A 19,666-nucleotide genomic window follows, 5' to 3' on the forward strand; every position below is an offset into this window, starting at 1 on the left:
GCAAAGAAGAAATGTTTGACACCTTCAAAAACCGACTGGAAATCACAGGAACGCTCATAACTGTAACCGCATTACGCATTAGTAAAGGTCGATCGACCGAACCCACTGGCTCCGATCTACCTGTAATCAAAGATGCTTTGGGTAGACCTTTGATTCCCGGTTCAAGCTTTAAAGGTGCACTACGATCGCGCTTAGAGAGCTTCCTCCGAGGTATCGACCCAAATCTAGCCGAAGATCCGGCTAACTACACAAGTTCAATTAGAAACAATCAAGTCAAAGATTTGAAAAATGAACACAAGAATAATGACTTTGAGCTAACACAAGAGCTCATCAAAATAACAGACGATATTGGCAGTTTATTTGGCACTCCTTGGATGGCCAGCAAATTTCAAGTTCGCGACTTAACTGTACAACCCGATGCGTGGTTCGGGCAATATCAAGAACGAGATGGCGTAGCCATTGACAGAGACACAGAAACCGCCGCCGATGGCAAACTTTACGACTACCAAGTTGTCCCCGCCGCAACTCCCTTTGATTTTAAAGCAGTAGTTGAAAATGCTCATGATTGGGAATTGGGTTTATTAATGATTGGTTTGCATCAATTTGAGACCGAACAAATACCTCTCGGAGGAGGGCGATCGCGCGGCTTAGGAGTGGTTAAACTAGAAATTGATAAGATGCGCTGGATTGATGTCGAAGACCATCCCGAATTTTTGTTAGAATACTTAAAAAAGTTAGTGATGGGAGATGAAACGGCTTATGAAGATGCAGCCGATTATAAAGATGACTGGGTACAAAAGCTGATCGATAAACTCCTGAAAAATAAAACTTCTCAATCATCTCCAACTCAAATAGTTCAAGGCTAAAACTAAACATCCCACACAGGAGGTCAATATGAGTTTCAGCAATTATAAAGATATCGGTGAAGTTCTCCAAGAGTTTCAGATTACTTACACTGAAGCTAATTTTATGGGAGAAACTGCATTTAGTATCCCTGACTATTTTCGGGAAGACTTAGCATTTATGATGCGGGAAGCAGTTGTGGACAATTCAGAGTTTGCTGTGTGCGAAAATTTGATCTATCCAGTTCTCAAAGAAGTTTGGAAATCTTATTATACTAAGTTTGTTTTATGGAGCCATAAGTCTCTTACTTACGACCAGAATCTGTGTGGTTTTCCTGAATATATTTTGACTAAACGCTCCCCTTTAGGAAAATTTGTGTTTGGCAAGCCTTATTTTCTATTAGTTGAGGCCAAGCAAGACAAGTTCGATGAAGGTTGGGCGCAGTGCCTAGCTGAAATGGTTGCAGCACAGCAACTTAACAATGAACTTCAGGTAATAATTTTTGGTATTGTTTCCAACGGCAAAGATTGGGAGTTTGGCAAATTGGAAGAAACAGTTTTTACCAAAAATGTTAACCGCTATTTAATAGAACAGCTAGATCCACTCTTTGCTGCCGTTAACTATGTTTTCCAACAGTGTGAAGTTCAGCTAAATCAGTTAGTAACGGCTTAATCTTAAACTATCCCTAGACCTACTAAACTATGCACAAACGACTTGTCAACCACTGTACAATTGACTTAACTCTCATTCCCGACGGCCCAATTCTCATCAAATCCGGCAAAGAAGGAGCCGACCCAACTAAACCAGATATGGAATTTGTCGAGACTTACCATGCAGGAGGAAAGTCAATTTATCTACCGGGAAGCAGTTTAAAAGGTGCTATTCGCGCTCATGCTGAGAGAATTGTCAGGACAGTAGGTACAGACAAACGTCCTACTAATGGAGATACTTTATGGGCGAGCAATCCTCTTAATCGGGATGAATTAAAGTATCTTGAGAGTATCCCTGATTCCCAAGATATTTATCGGTTATCTTCTTTTACAGACCAAATGTTTGGAAATACTTCAATTGCTAGCAGACTTAGAATCCAAGATGCTCACCCAATTGATAAGAAACAGCTCAAAATTCAAGAACGCAATGGAGTCGCGATCGATCGCGTTTTCGGTTCCGTAGCCGTTGGCCCCTTTAACTACCAAGTCTGCACCGCCGGAGAATTTCGCACTAAAATACATCTCAAAAACTTTTCATTAGCACAATTAGGCTTGATTGGCTTAGTTTTGCGAGACTTAAATGAGGGCTGGTTTGGAATCGGTTTTGCTAAATCTCGCGGTTTGGGGACGGTGACAGTCAAATATAACGAAGCCGTAGTTCAATATCCTGGTTGTAAATTAGATGAAGATAATCGCCAAATTCAACAAATAGTCAAACCCGGTCGATGGGGACAGGCTTTCTTGCTGGGTGCAGGAGAATTTTTAGACACTGAAGAAGCCGCAAATTATGGCTTTTCTAAACCCGATCGCGAACAAACCCCTATTGCTGCTGAAGCGATGGATTTAGGTTTTGGAGTGCAGCTAAAATGGCAAGGCGACGGTGAGACTGGTGTACCGAATTTATTTAAATGTGCAGTTTGTGCTTGGAGTAAGCTTTTAACAGGTGCCGCAGCATGAAGAAAGGTTTTGTATATGTTCGATCGGGTTTGTCACAAGATGAAGTTAAAGAGTTGTTAGAAAAGTTAGCAACTGAGGAAAGTTATTATTTTGTGCGATCGCCCCACGCAGTCAGCGGCATTTGCATGAAATTGCCCGAAGAGTTTTTCCCCGGTTTTGAAGGGCAAATGTTTAATGCCGATCGCGAATTGCGCTGGAAAAAGCAGGGAAGTGCATATCAAGCCTTACTGCTGAGTCGAGTTGAAGCCGATTTAGAAGGATTTGAGCCGATCGGTGAAAATTGGGAATGGTGCGATCGCACGGCTTACTTTCACCCCCTTGACGAACCAAAATTCCCTAAAACTTTTGTCTATAAAGGAGAAAATGATGAAAAAATTCTCTCTAACAATATTAGCATAGGTCAGCGATACTTTCAAGAAAAAAGAACTGCTACGGTTCATTTTGTCGCCCTCACAGTCAGGAGTTAACATGACTACAAATCTCCCACCCAAGCCCCGACGTTCTACACCGCCGCCAAGTAGTCCGGTTTCTAATAATAATCCCGCTGAAACTGGAGAACCTAAACCTTATGAATTAATTAGTTTCCCCAAGGAACGACCGCCAAAAAAACCTCCGGCCGGACATCACCAATATTTGGGCGATCGCCTGCACGGAACTTTGTTTCTAACTCTGAAAGTTCAGACTACTTTGCACGTCTCTACAGGCGTAGTTGTCATGGGTAGCGACATAGGCAGTCGCGTCCCTTTAATCAAAACAATGGTTCAAAATATTGACCAAAAGTTATCAATTCAAGGTAGTTCTCTCAAAGGCTGCATCCGGTCAGCATACGAAGCCATTACTAACAGCACTTTAGCAGTAATTACATCAAGATACAGAGATAAAATTCCGCAAGAACGCTTGCCATGTAAAAATAAACAAGAACTCTGTCCGGCAAGTCAAGTATTCGGTGCCTTAGATTGGCAAGGGCTAATTGAATTCAGCGATGCTAAATGCGAAAATACAGGCTTTGCTACGGGATTTATGCCATCTTTATATCGTCCCCGTCCCGATCAAAGACGAGCATATTTTGACGCAAGAGGCAACGTAGCAGGGCGCAAGTTTTACTATCACACAATTCGGGCGATCGACAAAGGTCAAAATCAAGGAATTACCGTTCAGCAAGCGGCTAAAGAGTATACTTTCCAAACACAGATACAATTCAAAAACTTAACAGCAGCAGAGTTAGGAACGCTTTTGATTGTGTTGGGGCAAGATCCAAAGTATCCGATCGCCCTCAAGGTAGGCGGCGGGAAGCCGATCGGCATGGGAACAATGACTGTGGAGGTGACAGCGGCGAGGGTGTTGCAGAACAAGGGAGATTTGCGCGATCGCTATTCCTCCTACAATCCTCCAGAATCTGACAGCATGACTGGCACAAAATTGCAACAATTTATGCAAAAAAATATTCAAGCTGCTCATTCTAGTTTAGTGCAAGCAACTCAACTGCAACAACTAGCTAAAGTGTTGAAATATCCGACCGATCGCGAACCTCCAACAGGAATGTATTAAAGATGTCGAATACTGAATTAGTGACAGAATCTTTGACCGAAAACCAGTGGGGAATTGCCCACGCAATCGCTCAAACTTTAGTTAAAGAACAAACCGATGTAAATGAATTGGGAAAGGCGATCGCCTATCTCCGCAATGCAGTTAATCAAGATCGAGCTGATGCCAATTCCAGGTTTTTCAAGTATCTTAAAACCCTAGTCGGTAATGGCAGACAAATCGGACACAGTGGCAAAACCACAGATTATTACCGCAGCATCGATAAAGCTTGTAGCGATTGTCTCAAAGGATTTCAAGGGGATGCTAGCACTTTGCTGCAAATTTTAGGTTGGGCATCTCGTTTGATGCGTTACTACAAAGAAGCAGGGCCGATTGGAGAAGTTGTGACTCCAGTTGTAGAGTCAGCGAGGCAAGTTGAAATTGCTAAGGCGATCGGCAGTCATGAGTTTGCAATGGGTCAAATTGTCGAAGCCAAAGTTACTGCTGTAAAAGGAAACAAGGTGACATATGAAATTCTGGGAACTATCAGGCTAACTGAAAAAGAACCGAAAAAAGCACAATCTCTTTCTGAAAATCAAGTGGTGAAAGTTGAGGTTTTAGACCTTAAGGAAGATGGCAGTCTTAGAAAAGTCAAATACTGTGAATAAGAATATTGAGCGTTGCTGAAGGTCTGATGATTTTGGGGTATAAGAAGCGTTGATACGAGAATAAAGCATGGCTGTAAATTGCCAACTCTTCACCACCATCAGAACACCAAAGTGGACACACGTTGATATAAGACATGAGAACAAAGCCTTTTAGTGTATTACGAGAGCGGATGACGCCAGAGCGAAGAGCAAAAAATGAAACGCGAGTTCAACTCGCCTTACTTCATCTTACCTTTTTGGAACAGCTAAAGTCGTTGGGTTATACAGATGAGGATCTGGAAAAAGAACTTAGCACTTTTGAGTCTGCTTTTTCTGACTTGGATAACGCAGAGGATATTCAACTCTCTGCCCTCTCTCGCTACATCCATGCTCTTGGTGGGAGTCTAAAATTAGTCGCTAATTTCCCTGACCAGGAAATCGTTCTTGCTCAGTTCGAGTAAGCAATACTCAATAGTATCGAGAAGAAAAAAGAGTTCGGGAGATTATAATCATCCGGCTCTTTTTTCGCTGAGAAGGGCTTGACTTTTATCAAAATGACAGCTATTCTTTAGAAGACTGGAGAGTGAAAATTTTCCAAAGACTTCAACAAGTCTTTCAACTTACCCCGCAAGAGGATGGAAACACGCCTCTAGTATGGTGATTGAACAGTTGTTTCAGTTTTCACCTCTTCCCCGCAAGGGGACTTTAATCGATCGAGCTAATTACTTCCCGTACTTTTTCAGACGCGCGATCGCCCTTTCCCAATCCTCCATTCGGTCAAGGGCGATCGCGTCAGCTTAGGAAGAATGTGCGATTTGGGGAACTCAGCACCAAAGGATCTCGCAGGATCTCCCTAATTTGCTGTCGATCGGTCTCTACCGTCCGTCGCTGGTTTACCAGAGGAAGCAACCACCGCCATCCCCAACCGCAAGACTTGCGTCACTTGGCTTTAATGAATTTTCTCTGAGAGCATGATGAAGCTATTCCCCCGGAACTTCGGCAACAACTTTGCTTGCCCAATTCGTAATCTTGCATTTTCACGACACATTTGTTTAGCCTTGACTAAACAAAGCGTTTAGCTTAGACTAAACCAATGTCCTATAAAACTTATAACACCATCCATCCCAACGATCCACCAGGAATACGACCCCAAATTCTGACAGACTTGCTGGAGTTGGCGAAACTCAGCAAGCATAGCTGCTTGAAAAAAGCCATCGAAATGATTTCGGATTTACAAGCCAACGGTATGAATTGCAGATACAAAAAGCATTTAGGAGGGCCGATTTACGAACTCAAATATCGGGCAGAAGAAGGTGGCGCACGAGTTTATTTTTTCCAAATTTCTCACACAGAATTTGCTCTCTGTCGCGCTGAGTGCAAAACAGAAGATGCTGCTAGTGCTGCATTCCTAAATTGGACAGCCGAAGTTATCCAAGCAGCGCGGAATGGCATACAAGTGTTAGTATAAACTAACCGAGGTAAAAAATATGACAAAAATTGATGGCAAAGCAAGCGATTTATTGGCGGCACTCCTAGCCGAACCAGAAGCAATGGTAGATGTCAATCCTCCTGAAACTCTCAAACCTACTACGGCAGAGGAATTACAACAAAAATTAGAATATTTTCTCATTTTAGATAGTTTGGGAGAATTGCTGCAAAAAATTCGCAACTCTCGCGGATTGACAGTTAGAGAAATGGCTCGCGAAGTGCAAAAAAGCCCTGGAAGGATATCTCAAATTGAGGGAACGCGCGATCGCATAGAGTTGAAAACTCTGGCGGAATATGCCAATGAGTTAGGCTATGATGTCCAAATTGCTCTCATTCCGCGAAACGATCGCCAACCCGCTCTTTTTGCTCCGATTCCTCTGTCGCAAGCGAGCGCCTAAATAAAAAAGCGATCGCGCGCTGCTATTTTGCCCTTCACCCGATTTGTGGCATTCTATATCTGAAAACCTCACAAAACACCGCATGAAGGAGGGCAGCAAGTACCAGTCGCTCTTAGATTATCTGCGCGAAAATCGCCATCTCGACGAAGTAACCCTCAACTTCGCCGAAATAGAGGCATTGCTAAACGACGCACTCCCCCCTTCCGCACGCACTCAACAAGCTTGGTGGAGCAACCGCAAAAAGGGCGCTCTGCAAGCTACCGCTTGGATGGAGGCAGGATATCGGGTGGAAACAGTCGATTTCGACGCACAACGGGTAACATTTCGCAAGTTAATCCAGAAAATTCAGGTTCAGCAGGCGGGCGATCGGGTGCAGTGGAATGGCGAACTCATCAACGCATTGCGTCTCCATATGGGGTTGACACAAGCAGAATTTGCAGAACGGTTGGGGGTTGACCAGAGGACTGTAAGTAAATGGGAGAACGGACAGTCACCAGCTCGTTCCACGCTAAAACATCTGAATTTAGTCGCCGAAGTAGCTGGTTTCAGCTTTAGGGCAGAATCTAAAAACACAGATTAAGTTGTTGACATTTTACTATTCTAAGTTGTATATTGTTAGAGTAAGGCTTAGCTAGGCGATTGTCAAGTGCGATCGCGCCAAAAAACAAAGCCCCCAAAAACAAAAGCCAGCGCCGCAAATTGGGCACTGGCCGATTCAAAATTAAAAAATCACCTCTATGATACACCATTCTTTGACGCCTCGCCCGATTACCGATCGGGAAAAACGAATCATTCAGCTTTACGCTGACTGTCAACTGGCGATGACTCCGCAGCAATTCTACGCAAAATGGGATGTCCCGCAAGAAGCTCTAGCTCTCATTTGCTGTCGATCGCTTTCTACTGTGCGTCGCTGGTTTACCAGGGGACGCAAGCACCGCCATCCCCAACTGCACGACTTGCGTCACCTCGCCTTGATGAATTTTCTGTTAGAGCATTTTGAAGCGATTCCCCCAGAACTTCGGCAACAACTTTGCTTAGCCAATTCGTAATCTTGCATTTTTTTCTAGCCACCTGACAAAGTAGGTGGCTAGAATTTAGCCCCCTATAATTAAGCTGAGACAATCCCTGACAAAAAACAGATTTTTTTGCTTGGGAAGTCGCTATGCCTTTCAGTGTTTATAAAACCATTGATGCCCTTATCTTAAATCGCGAACCAATCCATCAAAACATAACAGAATAAATAACCCCACCCAAAATCCTGTCTTGACTTCGATCGATTAAAGGCTAAACTAATCTAAGTTTTACTATAAAAGTTTCTCCCCGTTCATGAACATCGCTTATCTAGTCAACCTATATCCCAAAGTCAGCCACAGCTTTGTCCGCAGAGAAGTTATAGCCGTTGAAAATTGCGGCCTGAAAGTCGCACGTTTTTCGATCCGATCGTGCGAGTCAGAACTCGTTGATGAGGCCGACAAACTAGAGCAAGAATTGACTAAAGTAATCTTAGGAGTTGGTGTACAGGGGTTAGCGTGGGCTTTGCTGCGCGTTGCCGCAACTAGGCCCATTCGATTCATCGAAGCTGTGAGGTTAATGTTCAAAGTTGGCTGGCACTCGGAACGGGGGATTTTGCTGCATCTAGCTTATTTAGCAGAAGCTTGCATTCTTTTAAATTGGTTTGCAGAATCGGGTACAGCACACGTTCACGCTCACTTCGGGACAAATTCCACAACAGTCGCAATGCTGTGCCGCGTGCTTGGCGGCCCGACTTACAGTTTCACCGTTCACGGCCCTGAAGAATTTGATAAAGCGACACTTCTTTCCTTAAACGAAAAAATTAAGCGATCGACCTTTGTAGCAGCAGTTAGTTCCTTCGGTAAAAGTCAGCTTTTTCGGTGGTGCGATCGCACTTGTTGGTCAAAAATTCACGTCATACACTGCGGCGTAGATGCTGCATTTTTAGCTGCACCCTACGTCCCCATACCCGCAGCACCCCGCTTAGCTTGCATTGGCCGTCTCAGCGAACAAAAAGGTCATTTGTTATTGCTAGAAGCTGCTAACTTGCTAGCAGTTCAAGGCTTAGAGTTTAAGTTGGTACTCGTAGGAGACGGGCCGCTGCGATCGGATATTGAAAAGCAGATTCAGCAACTCGGCCTGCAAAACCATATAGAAATTACCGGCTGGGCCAGTGGCGATCGAGTTCAGCAAGAGATTTTAGCTTCACGGGCAATGGTATTGCCGAGTTTTGCTGAAGGTTTGCCCGTCGTAATTATGGAAGCCCTCGCTCTCAATCGACCCGTAATTAGCACTTATGTTGCTGGCATCCCGGAGCTCGTAGAACCCGGTGTTTGCGGTTGGTTAGTTCCTCCCGGTTCCGCAGAAGCATTAGCCCTAGCGATGCGTGCGGCAGTGGAAGCACCTCTAGAAAAGCTAGAACAAATGGGGAAAACAGGAGCCGAGAGAGTTGCTCAACAACACAATGTTGATTTAGAGGCAAAAAAATTAGTGGCGCTGTTTGAGAGTGCTTGAGAAGGGTGCAAAACCTATTGATTAACTGACATCAAATCTGTTATACCAATTTTTTATGAGGCCCCGTAGAATCTGATCCCCCCTAACCCCCCTTAAGAAGGGGGGGACAAGATTCTTCTCTTTCGTCCCCCAACAATCAGGGGGATTTAGGGGGATCGAGATATGTGCAACTTCACCTTAAATTGGTATTAGCATCGGAATTATTCATATATCTCTTCTCGACCTCTGCGTGAATCAACGTCAATCCATTGTCATCTGCTGTTCAAAAATTTTCTTTTTTTAACCGCAGATAGAGGCAGATAAACACAGATTAACGCAGATGAATTATATCGATTCCGGTTGCAGCGTCCGTGATTGTTGACTGTTGACTGGATTTTACAATTCCGATGCTAACAGGATTTGATATGACATCTTGCACCATGATTAATAAGTCTTTCAATGGCTGGATCTCCTGTCCACTCCACATGAAAATTAATTGTTTGTGGAACAGGCATCTTGCCTGTTCCTTTAATTAAGCTGTAATTGTTTGTGGAACAGGCATCTTGCCTGTTCCTATAATTAAAGCAACCTACTTACAAACTTTTTAAGGAATAGGAACTGATCGCAACAACTTGTCAACAATCGTCTTAGCCCTCTTTCCGCCTGCCGGAATCAATCGGTGAGAAAGTACGTGCGGCGCCAAATATTTCACATCATCAGGAGTCCCATAATCCCGGCCCTCCATAAACGCCAAAGCCTGCAACGCCCGGTGCAAAGCCACCGCACCCCGGGGACTCACCCCCAGAGTAATCTCCTCATCCTCCCGCGTCGATCGCACCAAATCTACAATATACTGTTTCAAAGAGCCTTCCACCTTCACAGCAGCGCACAAACGGCGCAATTCCTGCACTTCTTCCAAAGAAATACAAGGCTGCAAATCTTCAACAGCAAAACTATCAGAAAGCCGTTCCAACATTTGCAACTCTTCCAACGCAGCGGGATAGCCCAAAGTCAAAGACAAAGTAAACCGATCCATCTGGGCTTCCGGCAGCGGAAAAGTGCCTTGATATTCTATCGGGTTCTGAGTCGCAATCACAAAAAACGGCGTCGGAACATTTCGAGAAACTCCATCTACTGTCACCTGCTTTTCTTCCATCACTTCCAGCAAAGCTGACTGAGTTCGTGGCGTCGCCCGATTGATTTCATCAGCAAGCAAAACATTAGCAAAAACTGGCCCTGGCAAAAACTCAAACTCTCCGCTGCGCGGATTCCAAATATTAGTACCCGTGATATCTGTCGGTAACAAATCGGGAGTGCACTGAATCCGCTGAAACTTCCCATCGATCGATCGCGCCAAAGACTTCGCCAGCAGCGTTTTTCCCACACCAGGCACGTCTTCCAGCAGCGCGTGCCCGCCCGATAGCACCGCTACCAATACCAAGCGAATAGCATCGGCTTTGCCGACCATAGTTTTGCCTAGATTTTGTTTGAGTCGCTCAATATGTTGTCTCATATCCCTGATTTCTAATTGCTAATTGCTAATTTTTTATCGAACATCAAAATGCCAAAATCTTGAGTCTTTGCCTTGCGGACTTCGGATTTGTACAACTAGAATTTAGTCTGACTCATCTTGCACCATTTTTAAAACCGATCGCCTGTTCTAGATCACATAATTATTAGACTTTAGCAGCTATAGCGGTTCTCAAGCGTGGTGAGGTATGGGGACGAGTCCTATGCCCTATGCCCTATGCCCTATGCCCTATGCCCTATGCCCTATGCCCTATGCCCTATGCCCTATGCCCTATGCCCTAGGCTATAATACGCTTCTAGCAATATCACAATCTGCCTGAATTTGAGTTTTGAGAGCATCCAGAGAAGCGAATTTTTGTTCGGGTCGCAAAAACTCTACCAAACTCGCGCTCAAGGTTTGACCGTACAAATCCCCAGACCAATCTAACAGGTGAACTTCCACAGTGGGTTGCAGGCCGTCTACTGTCGGGCGGCAACCAACATTCATCACCCCATTGACAAAAGATAAATTTGATGCTGTGCGGGGAATTAGAGATTTGGGATTTTCCCGCTGATCAGAAGAACTTTCCTCTTTCATCTTTTCCCCTCCCTGCTTCACCGAGACTCGCACTGCATACACGCCAAAACGTGGCAAAAATTTTTCCGGCGGCAGTTCGATATTAGCAGTAGGAAATCCGATCGTCCTACCCAGCCGCTGTCCGCCAACCACAGTTCCGACTAAACTGTAAGGTCGCCCCAACAACTGATTCGCTCTTGTGAGGTCGCCGGATGCCAGACCTTCGCGGATTGCAGAACTGCTGATCCGATCGCCCTCACCGCAATTATGCAGCGGTACAAGAGCAACATCAATACCGTAACCAGAGGCGATCGACTGCAAATCCACAGCCGTCCCAGCGCGTCCCCGTCCAAACCGAAAATCAACCCCCACACTAATTCGACTCGCTTTTAGTTGCCGCACCAAAATTTCCTCGACAAACTCAGAAGCAGTCAAAGCCGCCAATTCTCGATCGAACGGCAGCAGCACAAGTTGCTCGACGCCCATTGCTGCGAGCAATTCTACCTTTTCTGCCAGAGGTGTCAGCAGTTTTTTCGGTTGACCCGTAAAAAATTCTTGCGGGTGCGGATCGAATGTCACCACAGTGCCGTAAAGCCGATCGACCCTATCAGAATCGATCCCAGAGAGGCTGTTGCCCTCTGCCCTAGGGCCTATCAAACCATCGAAATTATGGCGGCTGTCGGCTCGATCGGGCGGTGCTGCTGAGTCATTTTCGCAGGTCGCCGGATGTTCTGTTTCCCAATTTTGATCTTTGCCAGCGTTGGAGAGCAAGTTTTGCCCCGACGCAAAAACCGTCGCAGAATTTTGCCCTGGCGATCGATTTAAAATTGGCTGCACGACTTGTCGATGCCCTAGGTGCAAACCATCAAAGTTTCCCAAGGCAACAGAAGTTGGAGTCAGAGCAGCGGTACAAGAAGAAGTTACCCACACGCTTAAAATTTTGACATACTTAGCCAGATTGCGATCGCCAGTCGATGTTAGATGTTAGATGTTAGATTTTAGATTTTACTCCACAGATAAATCTGGAAGGTTGAACTAGGGTCTAAACTTTTTGGTTTTCCACGACAGGAGTACGTGGCACGGTATCCGTCTTTGACTGAGGTCAATCGATTTTAGATTTTAGATTTTAGATTTTCGATTGAAGCATTGACCCCACGGATAAATTCGGGGGGCAAGTTTCATGGGATACAGGTTTTTTATTTCACCGGTCCTGAGTCTGCTTTCGGAATGAATCCGGGGGCTTGTATCCTGGATGCTTTCGGTCAGCCCTCGCTTAAATGTCAGATTTCACAGATCTAGATTTCAGAACCATCTGACAATCTCAAATCCATCAGACAGACACTTGAGGCGCTTGCACCAACGCTTCAGACAAATCGTTATCAGGAGGCAGCAATTGTAACGACAAACCTTCCCGCGCCATCAAACTATTCGGGAACCTTTGAGCCACTTCTTCTCCCACCCTGTCTAAAAACTCGTCATTGTGCAGCGGGTCGTGGTGAAAAATCACCAACTTTTTGACATTAGCAGCCTTTGCCACCTTCACCGCTTCCTGCCAAGTCGAATGTCCCCAGCCGACCTTGCTGCTCTTCGGGGCATAATACTCCTCATCGGTATAAGTAGCGTCGTAGATCAGCACATCAGCATCCTGAGCTAAATACAGCACATTGTCGTCTAAACGATCGGGAAAATGTTCGGTATCAGTCACGTAAGCAGCCGAATACCCCCGCCAGTTTACGCGGTAGCCTATAGCTTCGCCCGGATGGTTGAGCAAAGCAGTTTCCACCTTAATCTCTCCGATTTCCAGCGGTTTGCCCACTTCTATATCGTTAAATTTCAGGTCTGCCCCCATAATTTGCAGGGGTACCGGAAAATTGGGGTGCAGCATCTGGTCGTGGAGGCGCTGCTGGATAGTAGCCTTATTAGGAGCAATAGCCCCATAGATGTGAAAGCAGTTCCCAGGAATAAAAGCTGGGACAAAAAATGGGAATCCTTGAATGTGATCCCAGTGAGAGTGAGTAAAAAACATATGAGCTTTTACGGGCATCTGGGACAGGAGAGTTTGTCCCAAAACCCGCAATCCAGTACCGCCATCGAAAATTAGGCGACTGTCACCCACTCGCATTTCTACACAGGGCGTGTTGCCCCCGTAACGTACTGTTTCTGCTCCGGGAGACGCTATGCTACCTCTAACGCCCCAGAAGTGAACCGTGAATTGGTTGTGCATACTAGACATGGGTTTTCTTGCAAGATTGTTCCGGCGAGTTATCGATAAGGTGTTTACATATTACTAAGGGCTTTACCATCAAACCCAAGCTCTTTGACGGTCGAGTTCCCCACTTGTTGGAAGTGCCAAGAGTCTCGCTCATCGCGAGAATGCAAAACTGTTGGGCTTGACAACTGAGCAATAAATTACAAGGTAGACTAATCAAGTCTCGATCGTAACTATTCTTTTCCTCTCTTCACTAGCCTAACCTCCGCAGACACACTTTGGGGCAGCAGTTCTGTCTGAGTTTGGTCAAAAGCCGCTGTTTGTTCCAGCCTCCGCACTTGCCGAACCTGATCGCGCGGTTGCTTGTTTGCCCTGCTGCTTTACGGGTTGGAACGCGGATGATGGCTTTCCTGCTATCTAGTCCGGTTTAGCGACCATAATATGCAGGTGTCGGGGCTGTTTTGCGCCGATATCTGGCTGATGTTGCCGATCGGGCCTAAAGGCGCCTCTACAAGAATGACGGTTAATTTACCCGACTTGAGATGGTCCCGCCATTTAACCCCTGCCCATGAGCATCAGGGACTCCTTTTTAGCAGAACCCGGTTTAACTAACTCAACTCCCATTAATTCCAAAATCTTAGCAGTTTAGGAATGCTTCTGCTATTAATTATCAAGCAATACTGTCTGGATTGTCTGCCCGCCCAGAGGCGGCGGTTCGTCCCGCTAGCGGTCAAGCTGAACCCAGCCTCATCTGACACCGGGTAGCAGCGACATCCCCAGCCTGCGGGCAAAAGGCTAAATTTTCGTCCTGCATTTCTTGGCGGACGAATTGAATCACTCAAAATTCCCCTATTTTCGGAAATTAAAAAATTTCGAGTTTTTGCCATCATGCCAACTCCGATCGGCATTCTGTCTCAAGAGTGATGCAGAAATATTCCCTGTTAACCTGTGGTGCTTTTCTCAACTATCTTCAATAGCTCTATTTTTGGTAAGGATTTCTCGGAATTCGGCGCAGTTGCGGTACTGGCCACGGGTTTGAATTTCGGGTATCATAGAGTCTTAGACTCTTGTTTGCCGAGAATCTAAATCACTGCTAAAAACGCCTGGATAACTTTAAGTTTTTTTTCAAAAAAGTCAGTATGAATCAAGTTAAAAAAACTACAAGCAAGCTGAATAGATCGCCTGTGAAAGTGTCCGATCGCACTTTGGAACTCGGTAATCTCCCCTTGAGCGACCTGTCTGTAGAAATGACGGATGGCCAAGCTTTGAGGAAATTTAGTTCGGACGATCGCCCGCCGGGAACCCCAACAGCCACAGGTCGGACTGCCGAAACAATGCGCTGGGGGGCAGATGGCAAGAGCGAGTGGGCCCGATCGCCTGTGGTTTCTACTGCGTTTCTCAAGTGGCTGCTAGAGAGTTTGACTCGATCGAAAGGTTGGCTGGCAGTTGTCACCCTGGCAGCAGTTTGGGGGTGGTGGAACAGTCAGTTACTGTTTTCCACAGGCCTGGGGATAGCAGCGATGATGCTGGTTTACCGAGGGCAGTCGTGGGACTGGCAATTGCTGCGAGCAAAAGGCGAACAATTTTGGGAGGGCCCGAACCGCCGATTCGTTTTAGCCGTCGGCACCGGTGGTATTGCTACCTTGGGCGCTTACATGAGTTTGGCGATTTGGGCGGAATCCGAGAGCCACTGGATGGCTTTGAGCCTAATTTTGCAGAATTTGGGCACGATCGCGATTCCCTGGCTGTTGCTGCGGCAAGGGTTGAGTCTGGGGGCCGCCAAAGATGAAGTGGCGCTCGATCGCATCTTGGCGGATTTGACTGATGCTGACCCCGTGAAGCGTTTGATTGCCGTGCGGCAAATGACCGATTTGGTGAATCAGGGTGGGTTTGGCCCTGTGAGCTCTGTCAAAAGTTCGTTAGCGAAGCCCTCGCAGAGGATCGCCTGTTCCCGCGCTGCCGAGTGCTTTCGCCTGATGCTGAGTCGGGAACCAGAAGCTTTAGTCCGCAATGCCCTTCTCGAAGGTTTGCAGACTTGGGACGCTACTTATGGCATGGCTTTAAAATCCAAAAGTCAAGTCATCGACTATTAGCTGACCATCAAAAGCGTAAAAACTAATTCGATGAATATTCGGAGCTTTTACGCGCAGGGGAGCCCTAGGGTCGATCGGAGAATTAGACCCGATCAGATTGGGCGCCGGCATTTCATCCTGAACAATTGGGTTGCCGTCAATATCACAAGCAGATAAAACAGTTCGTCGCGAACTGGTGACAAGTCCTGACACCCAGCGAACTGGATACTTAAAAGTTACTTCTATCAGTCCGCTTTTGGGGGCTCCCATTAACACTGTTGCCCCAGAACCTGTGAAAAATGCTGGGTTTGAAGGTTGGATGGCGACGGCATTGCTAAAAGTAACCCCCCAATGTGCAAACTGGTGTTCTACTACTTCAAAGCATTTCAAGTCTTCTAAAGCTACCCGGACGATCGCAGGTACCGTGGCGCGCGATCGCACCTCTGACCCGGCGGCTGAGCGTTCTGGAGTGGCGACAAAAGACTTTTTGCTGTTTAAATCCATGCTTCGATAGGCTGTATCAAATTCTGCAAACCCGTCTGATTGAAGACTTTTCGCATCAACCATAAAACCCTCGCGATCCCTTTTTCTGAGCAGTTGCATTTTAGTAGACCTCCCTGAGATTAGTTGTTTCTTCTGTTTTGGAATTGATAACGGCGAGGCCCGTGATTGCCAAACCTGCAATTAGGAATCGAAACCCCATCACCCGCCCTCCAACAAAGACTTTCGACCTCAAAAGCCACTGCTCCGCAAAATATCGTGATTAATGATTTGTGATTGGCGAGCGTCGGCAAACCTGCCGCCTGCCTGAAAGCGAGTTCTAATAGTCCTCCTTTCCGAGCGCTTGCTTTCGGGGTTGGCGAACCGACTCTATTTTGTTGAGGGGTCTTACCCATCATTTTGCTATTATCTCCGATCGGCGGTAGTTTGCAAGGGTAAGGATAACTACACAGCCGAATTGCCCAAATCGCAAAACTTACTTGCTGTCTGTAGTTTCACGCTTCACCTGTACTAAAATAGATTTAAATCATTACTCAATCTTTACAAAAACGCCACCAGCTTTGCAAGTTTTTTAAATAAAGACGGGGCGACGGAAAAGAATCTAAAATATAACAGCGATTAAGGTTAGTTTATGCTTGTACCCCTCGGCTTCGGTCAGCGCTCGATAGTTACTTCTCTCGGCAGAATGGTCTACTACACTGCTGAAAAAATGCCTTGGATGGGGTTGCCGACCTCAACTTCGGAAAATAAGCCCAACTTAGTATTTTTTCACGGTTTTGGCGGCGGGTCGAGTGCCTACGAATGGTCGAAAGTTTATCCGGCTTTTGCGACAGAATATCGAATTTTAGCACCGGATTTAATCGGTTGGGGGCGATCGGAACATCCGGCAAGAAATTATCAGGTTGAAGATTATATCACAACGTTGATCGAATTTATCGAAAAAACTTGCGGTAGTCCGACAGAGGTGATTGCTTCTTCGCTAACAGGGGCGATCGCGATTCGAGCTGCGATCGCACGGCCGGATCTCTTCAAATCCCTAATTTTGACCATACCCAGCGGTTTGTCGGACTTCGGACAAGATTACGGCAGCAGTTTCTTCGCTAAGCTAGTCAACACGCCGATTTTAGATCGCTTGCTCTACAGTACCGGAATCGCCACAGACGGCGGCATCCGTAGCTTCCTAGAACAACGCCAATTTGCCGATTCGCGTCGCGTTTACCAAGAAATTGTTGATGCTTACCTCGAATCTGCTTTGGAACCAAATGCAGAATACGCAGCCCTGTCTTTTGTGCGGGGAGATTTGTGCTTTGATTTGTCGCTGTACATCACTCAGCTAACAACGCCGACAGCGATTATTTGGGGAGAAAAATCGCAGTTTACCGGGCCCGATATCGGCCAGCGGTTGGCAAATCTCAACCCCGAAGTAATCAAAGTTTTTCAACGTCTGGAAAACGTAGGTTTGACTCCGCAGTTAGAAATTCCCGCTGTCACGATTGGCTTAATTAAGCAATACTTAAAATTGCTTTCGGAAGGGTAAAGAAGTTCGGCAACGGATTTTGTAACGGATGTAACGGATGTAACGGATGTAACGGATGTAAAGGATGTAAAGGATAGAAGGAAGAAGGAATATGAATTCCCTCTTCCCATTAGCAATGACTACTGACTACTGACTACTGACTACTGACTACTGACTACTGACTACTGACTACTGACTACTGACTACTGACTACTCTTTTACTCGCACGTCGATAACGCTGGCGTTGAAAATGTACTTGTTGCCTTCAAGCTCTAGCGTAGTGCCAATTTTGACTTTCGTATTACCTAAAACCGGGCCATTTTCAGTAAGTTGACCTTTTCCCTCTAAGGTAAACATCATATTTTTGCTGAAGGATTCTTCTTCTCTGGGATCGGGGAGAGCTTTCAGAGTGCCGTTGGGCTGAGGAACTGCTAGGGTTCTGGTGAGAGTTTTGACAGATTTAATGGTAATCTGACCGGAGGGTTGATTGCGGATCACTACATTGATTTTATCGCCAGCTTTGAACAAATCTTGAACGTTTGTTCCTTTGAGACCGATCGCAATTGCATCAATTTCTACAGGTTTGACACTGGTGCCGACTTGGGCGACGGAACCGCCAGAAGTGCCGGGAAAGAAGAAGATTCCGACTGCAACTAGCAGTACGATTAGAGCTGCAGCTACGTCTAGGATGCTGAGTTTGCCGAACAGTCGGCCTTGAGAATCCAAAATTTTCATAAATCGCCTATTATACTGATAGCGACAGGAGTATGTTTACAAGCTCAGGACTTACACAGACATCGATGAAAAACAGATGCTGCTATTGCTGAGCTACCGCTGGCAATGACATACTTTATTGATGCGTAAGTCCTGAAGCTAAAAGATATTACCACAACGATCGCCCCAAATCCGCATGACTGGGGCACTTAACCCAGAAGGCAGTTGACGGCGGTTGGTTGGGCTGCGGGCCGATCGCCCAGAAGCTGGTGGGGGGGTGAAAAATTGGCAAAAAGCTAGAATAGCAACTAAGCAGCCTCAAATTGCGTCTGCCTATTTAGTGACTTTTCGAGTTTTTCCTACAATTTTATCTAACTTCTGGCACGTATCACTCATGTTAAAAAATTTTTGGTTGACTTGCCGGCGTACTTGTGGCCGGGGGATTTATCTGTTTCTGTCCCTGATGGTGGCTGCGGGTATCTGGGTGGTTTCCCCGGAACCGACTCAAGCATTTTCTTTGCCTGAACTGATTTTCCGAGGCATTCAAGTTATTCAATTGTCGAATATGTCCGATCGCCAAGAGGTGACTATTGGCCGACAAATTAATCAGCAGTTAACCAACAGCGAGTTTAAGATTGACCGCGATCGGGACACTACAGAATATATCAACCGCATCGGTCAACGACTCGCTCAAGAAAGCACTCGCCCGAATATTCCTTATACTTTTCAAGTCATTGACGACGACGCGATTAATGCTTTTGCAACTATGGGCGGTTTTGTTTATGTGAATAAAGGTTTGATGACGGCGGCGGACAATGAGGCAGAATTGGCCAGTGTGATCGCCCACGAAATCGCTCACATTAATGCTCGCCACGCGATTAAACAAATGCGTCAAATGGCCATAGCTTCAGGTGTAGCTTCGGCGACTGGACTCGATCGCTCTCAGGCGGTTCAGATTGGGGTGGAATTGGCCTTGCGGCGCCCCCACAGTCGCCAAGCTGAGTATGAAGCCGATCAGTTGGGATTGCAAACTATGGGGCGAGCGGGCTACGCTCAATCTGGGATGGTTGATTTTATGAAAAAGTTGCTCAACAAGCCTTCTCCTCCTAGCATTTTGAGCACTCACCCGGCAACTGGCGATCGCATTGCTGCTATTTCACAGGCTATAGATCCGGATCTTGCTAGCGGTGAAGGTTTGAATAATGAGGATTACAGGCTAGAAATCCGCAGGCTTTTGGGCTCGTAGAAATGTAAATCAGTCAGGCAATCTCTTCTCTTCTCTTCTCTTTTCTTACTTCGCGATCTTCGCGTCTTCGCGGTTGATTAAAAAACAAATCCAGTTACTAGGGTAAGTCAGCAGCAAGTTAATTGCGATTTAATAGATATCACATCTTGCACCATTCTCAAGAACGGGCTCTCCGGCCCGTTCCACAAGAGATAAATTTTCTTGTGGAACAGGCCGGAAAGCCTGTTCATAAAAGAATTATTGACAATGG

21 protein-coding genes are annotated in these 19,666 nt (G+C 46.0%); 16 read left to right on the forward strand and 5 right to left on the reverse strand.

Going from position 1 to position 19,666, the window contains the following annotated elements; translation table 11 throughout:
- Window positions 1-11 precede the first annotated feature (11 nt).
- The 13 genes from csx7 (at window position 12) to QT990_RS02130 (ending at window position 9,093) form a co-directional block, all read left to right on the forward strand.
- On the forward strand, window positions 12-866 hold the full coding sequence (gene csx7 / locus QT990_RS02070; protein ID WP_333309478.1) for a type III CRISPR-associated RAMP protein Csx7: 855 nt from the start codon (window positions 12-14) through the stop codon (window positions 864-866).
- Between the two features lie 28 nt (window positions 867-894).
- Window positions 895-1,515, forward strand: coding sequence for a hypothetical protein (locus QT990_RS02075; RefSeq protein ID WP_333143753.1), 621 nt, complete (start codon window positions 895-897; stop codon window positions 1,513-1,515).
- A gap of 29 nt (window positions 1,516-1,544) precedes the next feature.
- Window positions 1,545-2,510, forward strand: a complete 966-nt coding sequence (locus QT990_RS02080; protein ID WP_333143752.1) for an RAMP superfamily CRISPR-associated protein — start codon at window positions 1,545-1,547, stop codon at window positions 2,508-2,510.
- Window positions 2,507-2,977: a hypothetical protein gene (locus tag QT990_RS02085; RefSeq protein WP_333464851.1), complete on the forward strand. Its 471-nt coding sequence runs from the start codon at window positions 2,507-2,509 to the stop codon at window positions 2,975-2,977. Before QT990_RS02080 ends, QT990_RS02085 begins: the two co-directional genes overlap by 4 nt.
- 1 nt (window position 2,978) lies before the next feature.
- On the forward strand, window positions 2,979-4,058 hold the full coding sequence (locus tag QT990_RS02090) for an RAMP superfamily CRISPR-associated protein (protein ID WP_333464852.1): 1,080 nt from the start codon (window positions 2,979-2,981) through the stop codon (window positions 4,056-4,058).
- 2 nt (window positions 4,059-4,060) lie between these two features.
- Window positions 4,061-4,702 carry a hypothetical protein gene (locus tag QT990_RS02095; RefSeq protein ID WP_333464853.1) on the forward strand — a complete coding sequence of 214 codons (642 nt, stop codon included), beginning with the start codon at window positions 4,061-4,063 and terminating at the stop codon, window positions 4,700-4,702.
- A gap of 170 nt (window positions 4,703-4,872) precedes the next feature.
- Window positions 4,873-5,142, forward strand: a complete 270-nt coding sequence (locus tag QT990_RS02100; RefSeq protein WP_333464854.1) for a transcriptional regulator — start codon at window positions 4,873-4,875, stop codon at window positions 5,140-5,142.
- A 193-nt stretch (window positions 5,143-5,335) separates the two neighbouring features.
- Window positions 5,336-5,482 (forward strand): hypothetical protein, encoded by a 147-nt coding sequence (locus tag QT990_RS02105; RefSeq protein ID WP_333464855.1) that lies wholly within the window; start codon window positions 5,336-5,338, stop codon window positions 5,480-5,482.
- A gap of 292 nt (window positions 5,483-5,774) precedes the next feature.
- A complete protein-coding gene (locus tag QT990_RS02110) occupies window positions 5,775-6,149 on the forward strand; it encodes a hypothetical protein (RefSeq protein ID WP_333464856.1) in 375 nt (124 codons plus the stop codon).
- A gap of 19 nt (window positions 6,150-6,168) precedes the next feature.
- Window positions 6,169-6,567: a helix-turn-helix transcriptional regulator gene (locus QT990_RS02115; RefSeq protein WP_333106184.1), complete on the forward strand. Its 399-nt coding sequence runs from the start codon at window positions 6,169-6,171 to the stop codon at window positions 6,565-6,567.
- A gap of 82 nt (window positions 6,568-6,649) precedes the next feature.
- Window positions 6,650-7,147 (forward strand): helix-turn-helix transcriptional regulator, encoded by a 498-nt coding sequence (locus QT990_RS02120; protein ID WP_333464857.1) that lies wholly within the window; start codon window positions 6,650-6,652, stop codon window positions 7,145-7,147.
- A gap of 157 nt (window positions 7,148-7,304) precedes the next feature.
- Window positions 7,305-7,616: a helix-turn-helix domain-containing protein gene (locus QT990_RS02125; protein WP_333409450.1), complete on the forward strand. Its 312-nt coding sequence runs from the start codon at window positions 7,305-7,307 to the stop codon at window positions 7,614-7,616.
- A 277-nt stretch (window positions 7,617-7,893) separates the two neighbouring features.
- Entirely contained in the window at window positions 7,894-9,093 is a 1,200-nt protein-coding gene (locus tag QT990_RS02130) for a glycosyltransferase (protein WP_333464858.1), read from the forward strand.
- 583 nt (window positions 9,094-9,676) lie between these two features.
- On the opposite strand, the gene QT990_RS02135 is transcribed toward QT990_RS02130, so the two are convergent.
- From QT990_RS02135 to QT990_RS02145, 3 genes are all read right to left on the reverse strand, one after another.
- Entirely contained in the window at window positions 9,677-10,585 is a 909-nt protein-coding gene (locus tag QT990_RS02135; RefSeq protein WP_333464859.1) for a MoxR family ATPase, read from the reverse strand.
- Between the two features lie 300 nt (window positions 10,586-10,885).
- A complete protein-coding gene (locus QT990_RS02140) occupies window positions 10,886-12,088 on the reverse strand; it encodes a bifunctional riboflavin kinase/FAD synthetase (RefSeq protein WP_333464860.1) in 1,203 nt (400 codons plus the stop codon).
- Window positions 12,089-12,488: 400 nt separating this feature from the next.
- Entirely contained in the window at window positions 12,489-13,391 is a 903-nt protein-coding gene (locus tag QT990_RS02145) for an MBL fold metallo-hydrolase (protein WP_333143739.1), read from the reverse strand.
- Between the two features lie 1,115 nt (window positions 13,392-14,506).
- Between QT990_RS02145 and QT990_RS02150 the strand changes: the two genes are divergently transcribed.
- Window positions 14,507-15,460, forward strand: coding sequence for a hypothetical protein (locus QT990_RS02150; RefSeq protein ID WP_333464861.1), 954 nt, complete (start codon window positions 14,507-14,509; stop codon window positions 15,458-15,460).
- On the opposite strand, the gene QT990_RS02155 is transcribed toward QT990_RS02150, so the two are convergent.
- Window positions 15,428-16,006 carry a hypothetical protein gene (locus QT990_RS02155; RefSeq protein ID WP_333464862.1) on the reverse strand — a complete coding sequence of 193 codons (579 nt, stop codon included), beginning with the start codon at window positions 16,004-16,006 and terminating at the stop codon, window positions 15,428-15,430. The genes QT990_RS02150 and QT990_RS02155 overlap by 33 nt on opposite strands.
- A 565-nt stretch (window positions 16,007-16,571) precedes the next feature.
- Between QT990_RS02155 and QT990_RS02160 the strand changes: the two genes are divergently transcribed.
- Window positions 16,572-17,477 carry an alpha/beta hydrolase gene (locus QT990_RS02160; RefSeq protein ID WP_333309464.1) on the forward strand — a complete coding sequence of 302 codons (906 nt, stop codon included), beginning with the start codon at window positions 16,572-16,574 and terminating at the stop codon, window positions 17,475-17,477.
- A gap of 189 nt (window positions 17,478-17,666) precedes the next feature.
- On the opposite strand, the gene QT990_RS02165 is transcribed toward QT990_RS02160, so the two are convergent.
- Window positions 17,667-18,191, reverse strand: a complete 525-nt coding sequence (locus QT990_RS02165) for a DUF4330 domain-containing protein (protein WP_333143735.1) — start codon at window positions 18,189-18,191, stop codon at window positions 17,667-17,669.
- Between the two features lie 373 nt (window positions 18,192-18,564).
- Here QT990_RS02165 and QT990_RS02170 point away from each other — a divergent pair, with 373 nt between their 5' ends.
- The gene (locus tag QT990_RS02170) at window positions 18,565-19,416 is read left to right on the forward strand and encodes a M48 family metallopeptidase (RefSeq protein WP_333309492.1); all 852 of its coding nucleotides are present in this window, start codon (window positions 18,565-18,567) and stop codon (window positions 19,414-19,416) included.
- The last annotated feature ends 250 nt before the right edge of the window (window positions 19,417-19,666 follow it).

It is taken from the genome of Microcoleus sp. T3_B1 (genome assembly GCF_036700445.1).
Taxonomy (GTDB): domain Bacteria; phylum Cyanobacteriota; class Cyanobacteriia; order Cyanobacteriales; family Microcoleaceae; genus Microcoleus.

What these genes read in the sequence shown, in the direction of transcription:
- QT990_RS02095 (WP_333464853.1), top strand. Translation starts at nt 4,061, where the DNA reads ATGTCGAATACTGAATTAGTGACAGAATCTTTGACCGAAAACCAGTGG.
- QT990_RS02170 (WP_333309492.1), top strand. Translation starts at nt 18,565, where the DNA reads ATGTTAAAAAATTTTTGGTTGACTTGCCGGCGTACTTGTGGCCGGGGG.
- QT990_RS02125 (WP_333409450.1), top strand. Translation starts at nt 7,305, where the DNA reads ATGATACACCATTCTTTGACGCCTCGCCCGATTACCGATCGGGAAAAA.
- QT990_RS02155 (WP_333464862.1), bottom strand. Translation starts at nt 16,006, where the DNA reads ATGGTTGATGCGAAAAGTCTTCAATCAGACGGGTTTGCAGAATTTGAT.
- QT990_RS02135 (WP_333464859.1), bottom strand. Translation starts at nt 10,585, where the DNA reads ATGAGACAACATATTGAGCGACTCAAACAAAATCTAGGCAAAACTATG.
- QT990_RS02110 (WP_333464856.1), top strand. Translation starts at nt 5,775, where the DNA reads ATGTCCTATAAAACTTATAACACCATCCATCCCAACGATCCACCAGGA.
- csx7 (WP_333309478.1), top strand. Translation starts at nt 12, where the DNA reads ATGTTTGACACCTTCAAAAACCGACTGGAAATCACAGGAACGCTCATA.
- QT990_RS02100 (WP_333464854.1), top strand. Translation starts at nt 4,873, where the DNA reads ATGACGCCAGAGCGAAGAGCAAAAAATGAAACGCGAGTTCAACTCGCC.
- QT990_RS02085 (WP_333464851.1), top strand. Translation starts at nt 2,507, where the DNA reads ATGAAGAAAGGTTTTGTATATGTTCGATCGGGTTTGTCACAAGATGAA.
- QT990_RS02145 (WP_333143739.1), bottom strand. Translation starts at nt 13,391, where the DNA reads ATGTCTAGTATGCACAACCAATTCACGGTTCACTTCTGGGGCGTTAGA.
- QT990_RS02130 (WP_333464858.1), top strand. Translation starts at nt 7,894, where the DNA reads ATGAACATCGCTTATCTAGTCAACCTATATCCCAAAGTCAGCCACAGC.
- QT990_RS02080 (WP_333143752.1), top strand. Translation starts at nt 1,545, where the DNA reads ATGCACAAACGACTTGTCAACCACTGTACAATTGACTTAACTCTCATT.
- QT990_RS02165 (WP_333143735.1), bottom strand. Translation starts at nt 18,191, where the DNA reads ATGAAAATTTTGGATTCTCAAGGCCGACTGTTCGGCAAACTCAGCATC.
- QT990_RS02105 (WP_333464855.1), top strand. Translation starts at nt 5,336, where the DNA reads ATGGTGATTGAACAGTTGTTTCAGTTTTCACCTCTTCCCCGCAAGGGG.
- QT990_RS02090 (WP_333464852.1), top strand. Translation starts at nt 2,979, where the DNA reads ATGACTACAAATCTCCCACCCAAGCCCCGACGTTCTACACCGCCGCCA.
- QT990_RS02150 (WP_333464861.1), top strand. Translation starts at nt 14,507, where the DNA reads ATGAATCAAGTTAAAAAAACTACAAGCAAGCTGAATAGATCGCCTGTG.
- QT990_RS02115 (WP_333106184.1), top strand. Translation starts at nt 6,169, where the DNA reads ATGACAAAAATTGATGGCAAAGCAAGCGATTTATTGGCGGCACTCCTA.
- QT990_RS02120 (WP_333464857.1), top strand. Translation starts at nt 6,650, where the DNA reads ATGAAGGAGGGCAGCAAGTACCAGTCGCTCTTAGATTATCTGCGCGAA.
- QT990_RS02160 (WP_333309464.1), top strand. Translation starts at nt 16,572, where the DNA reads ATGCTTGTACCCCTCGGCTTCGGTCAGCGCTCGATAGTTACTTCTCTC.
- QT990_RS02075 (WP_333143753.1), top strand. Translation starts at nt 895, where the DNA reads ATGAGTTTCAGCAATTATAAAGATATCGGTGAAGTTCTCCAAGAGTTT.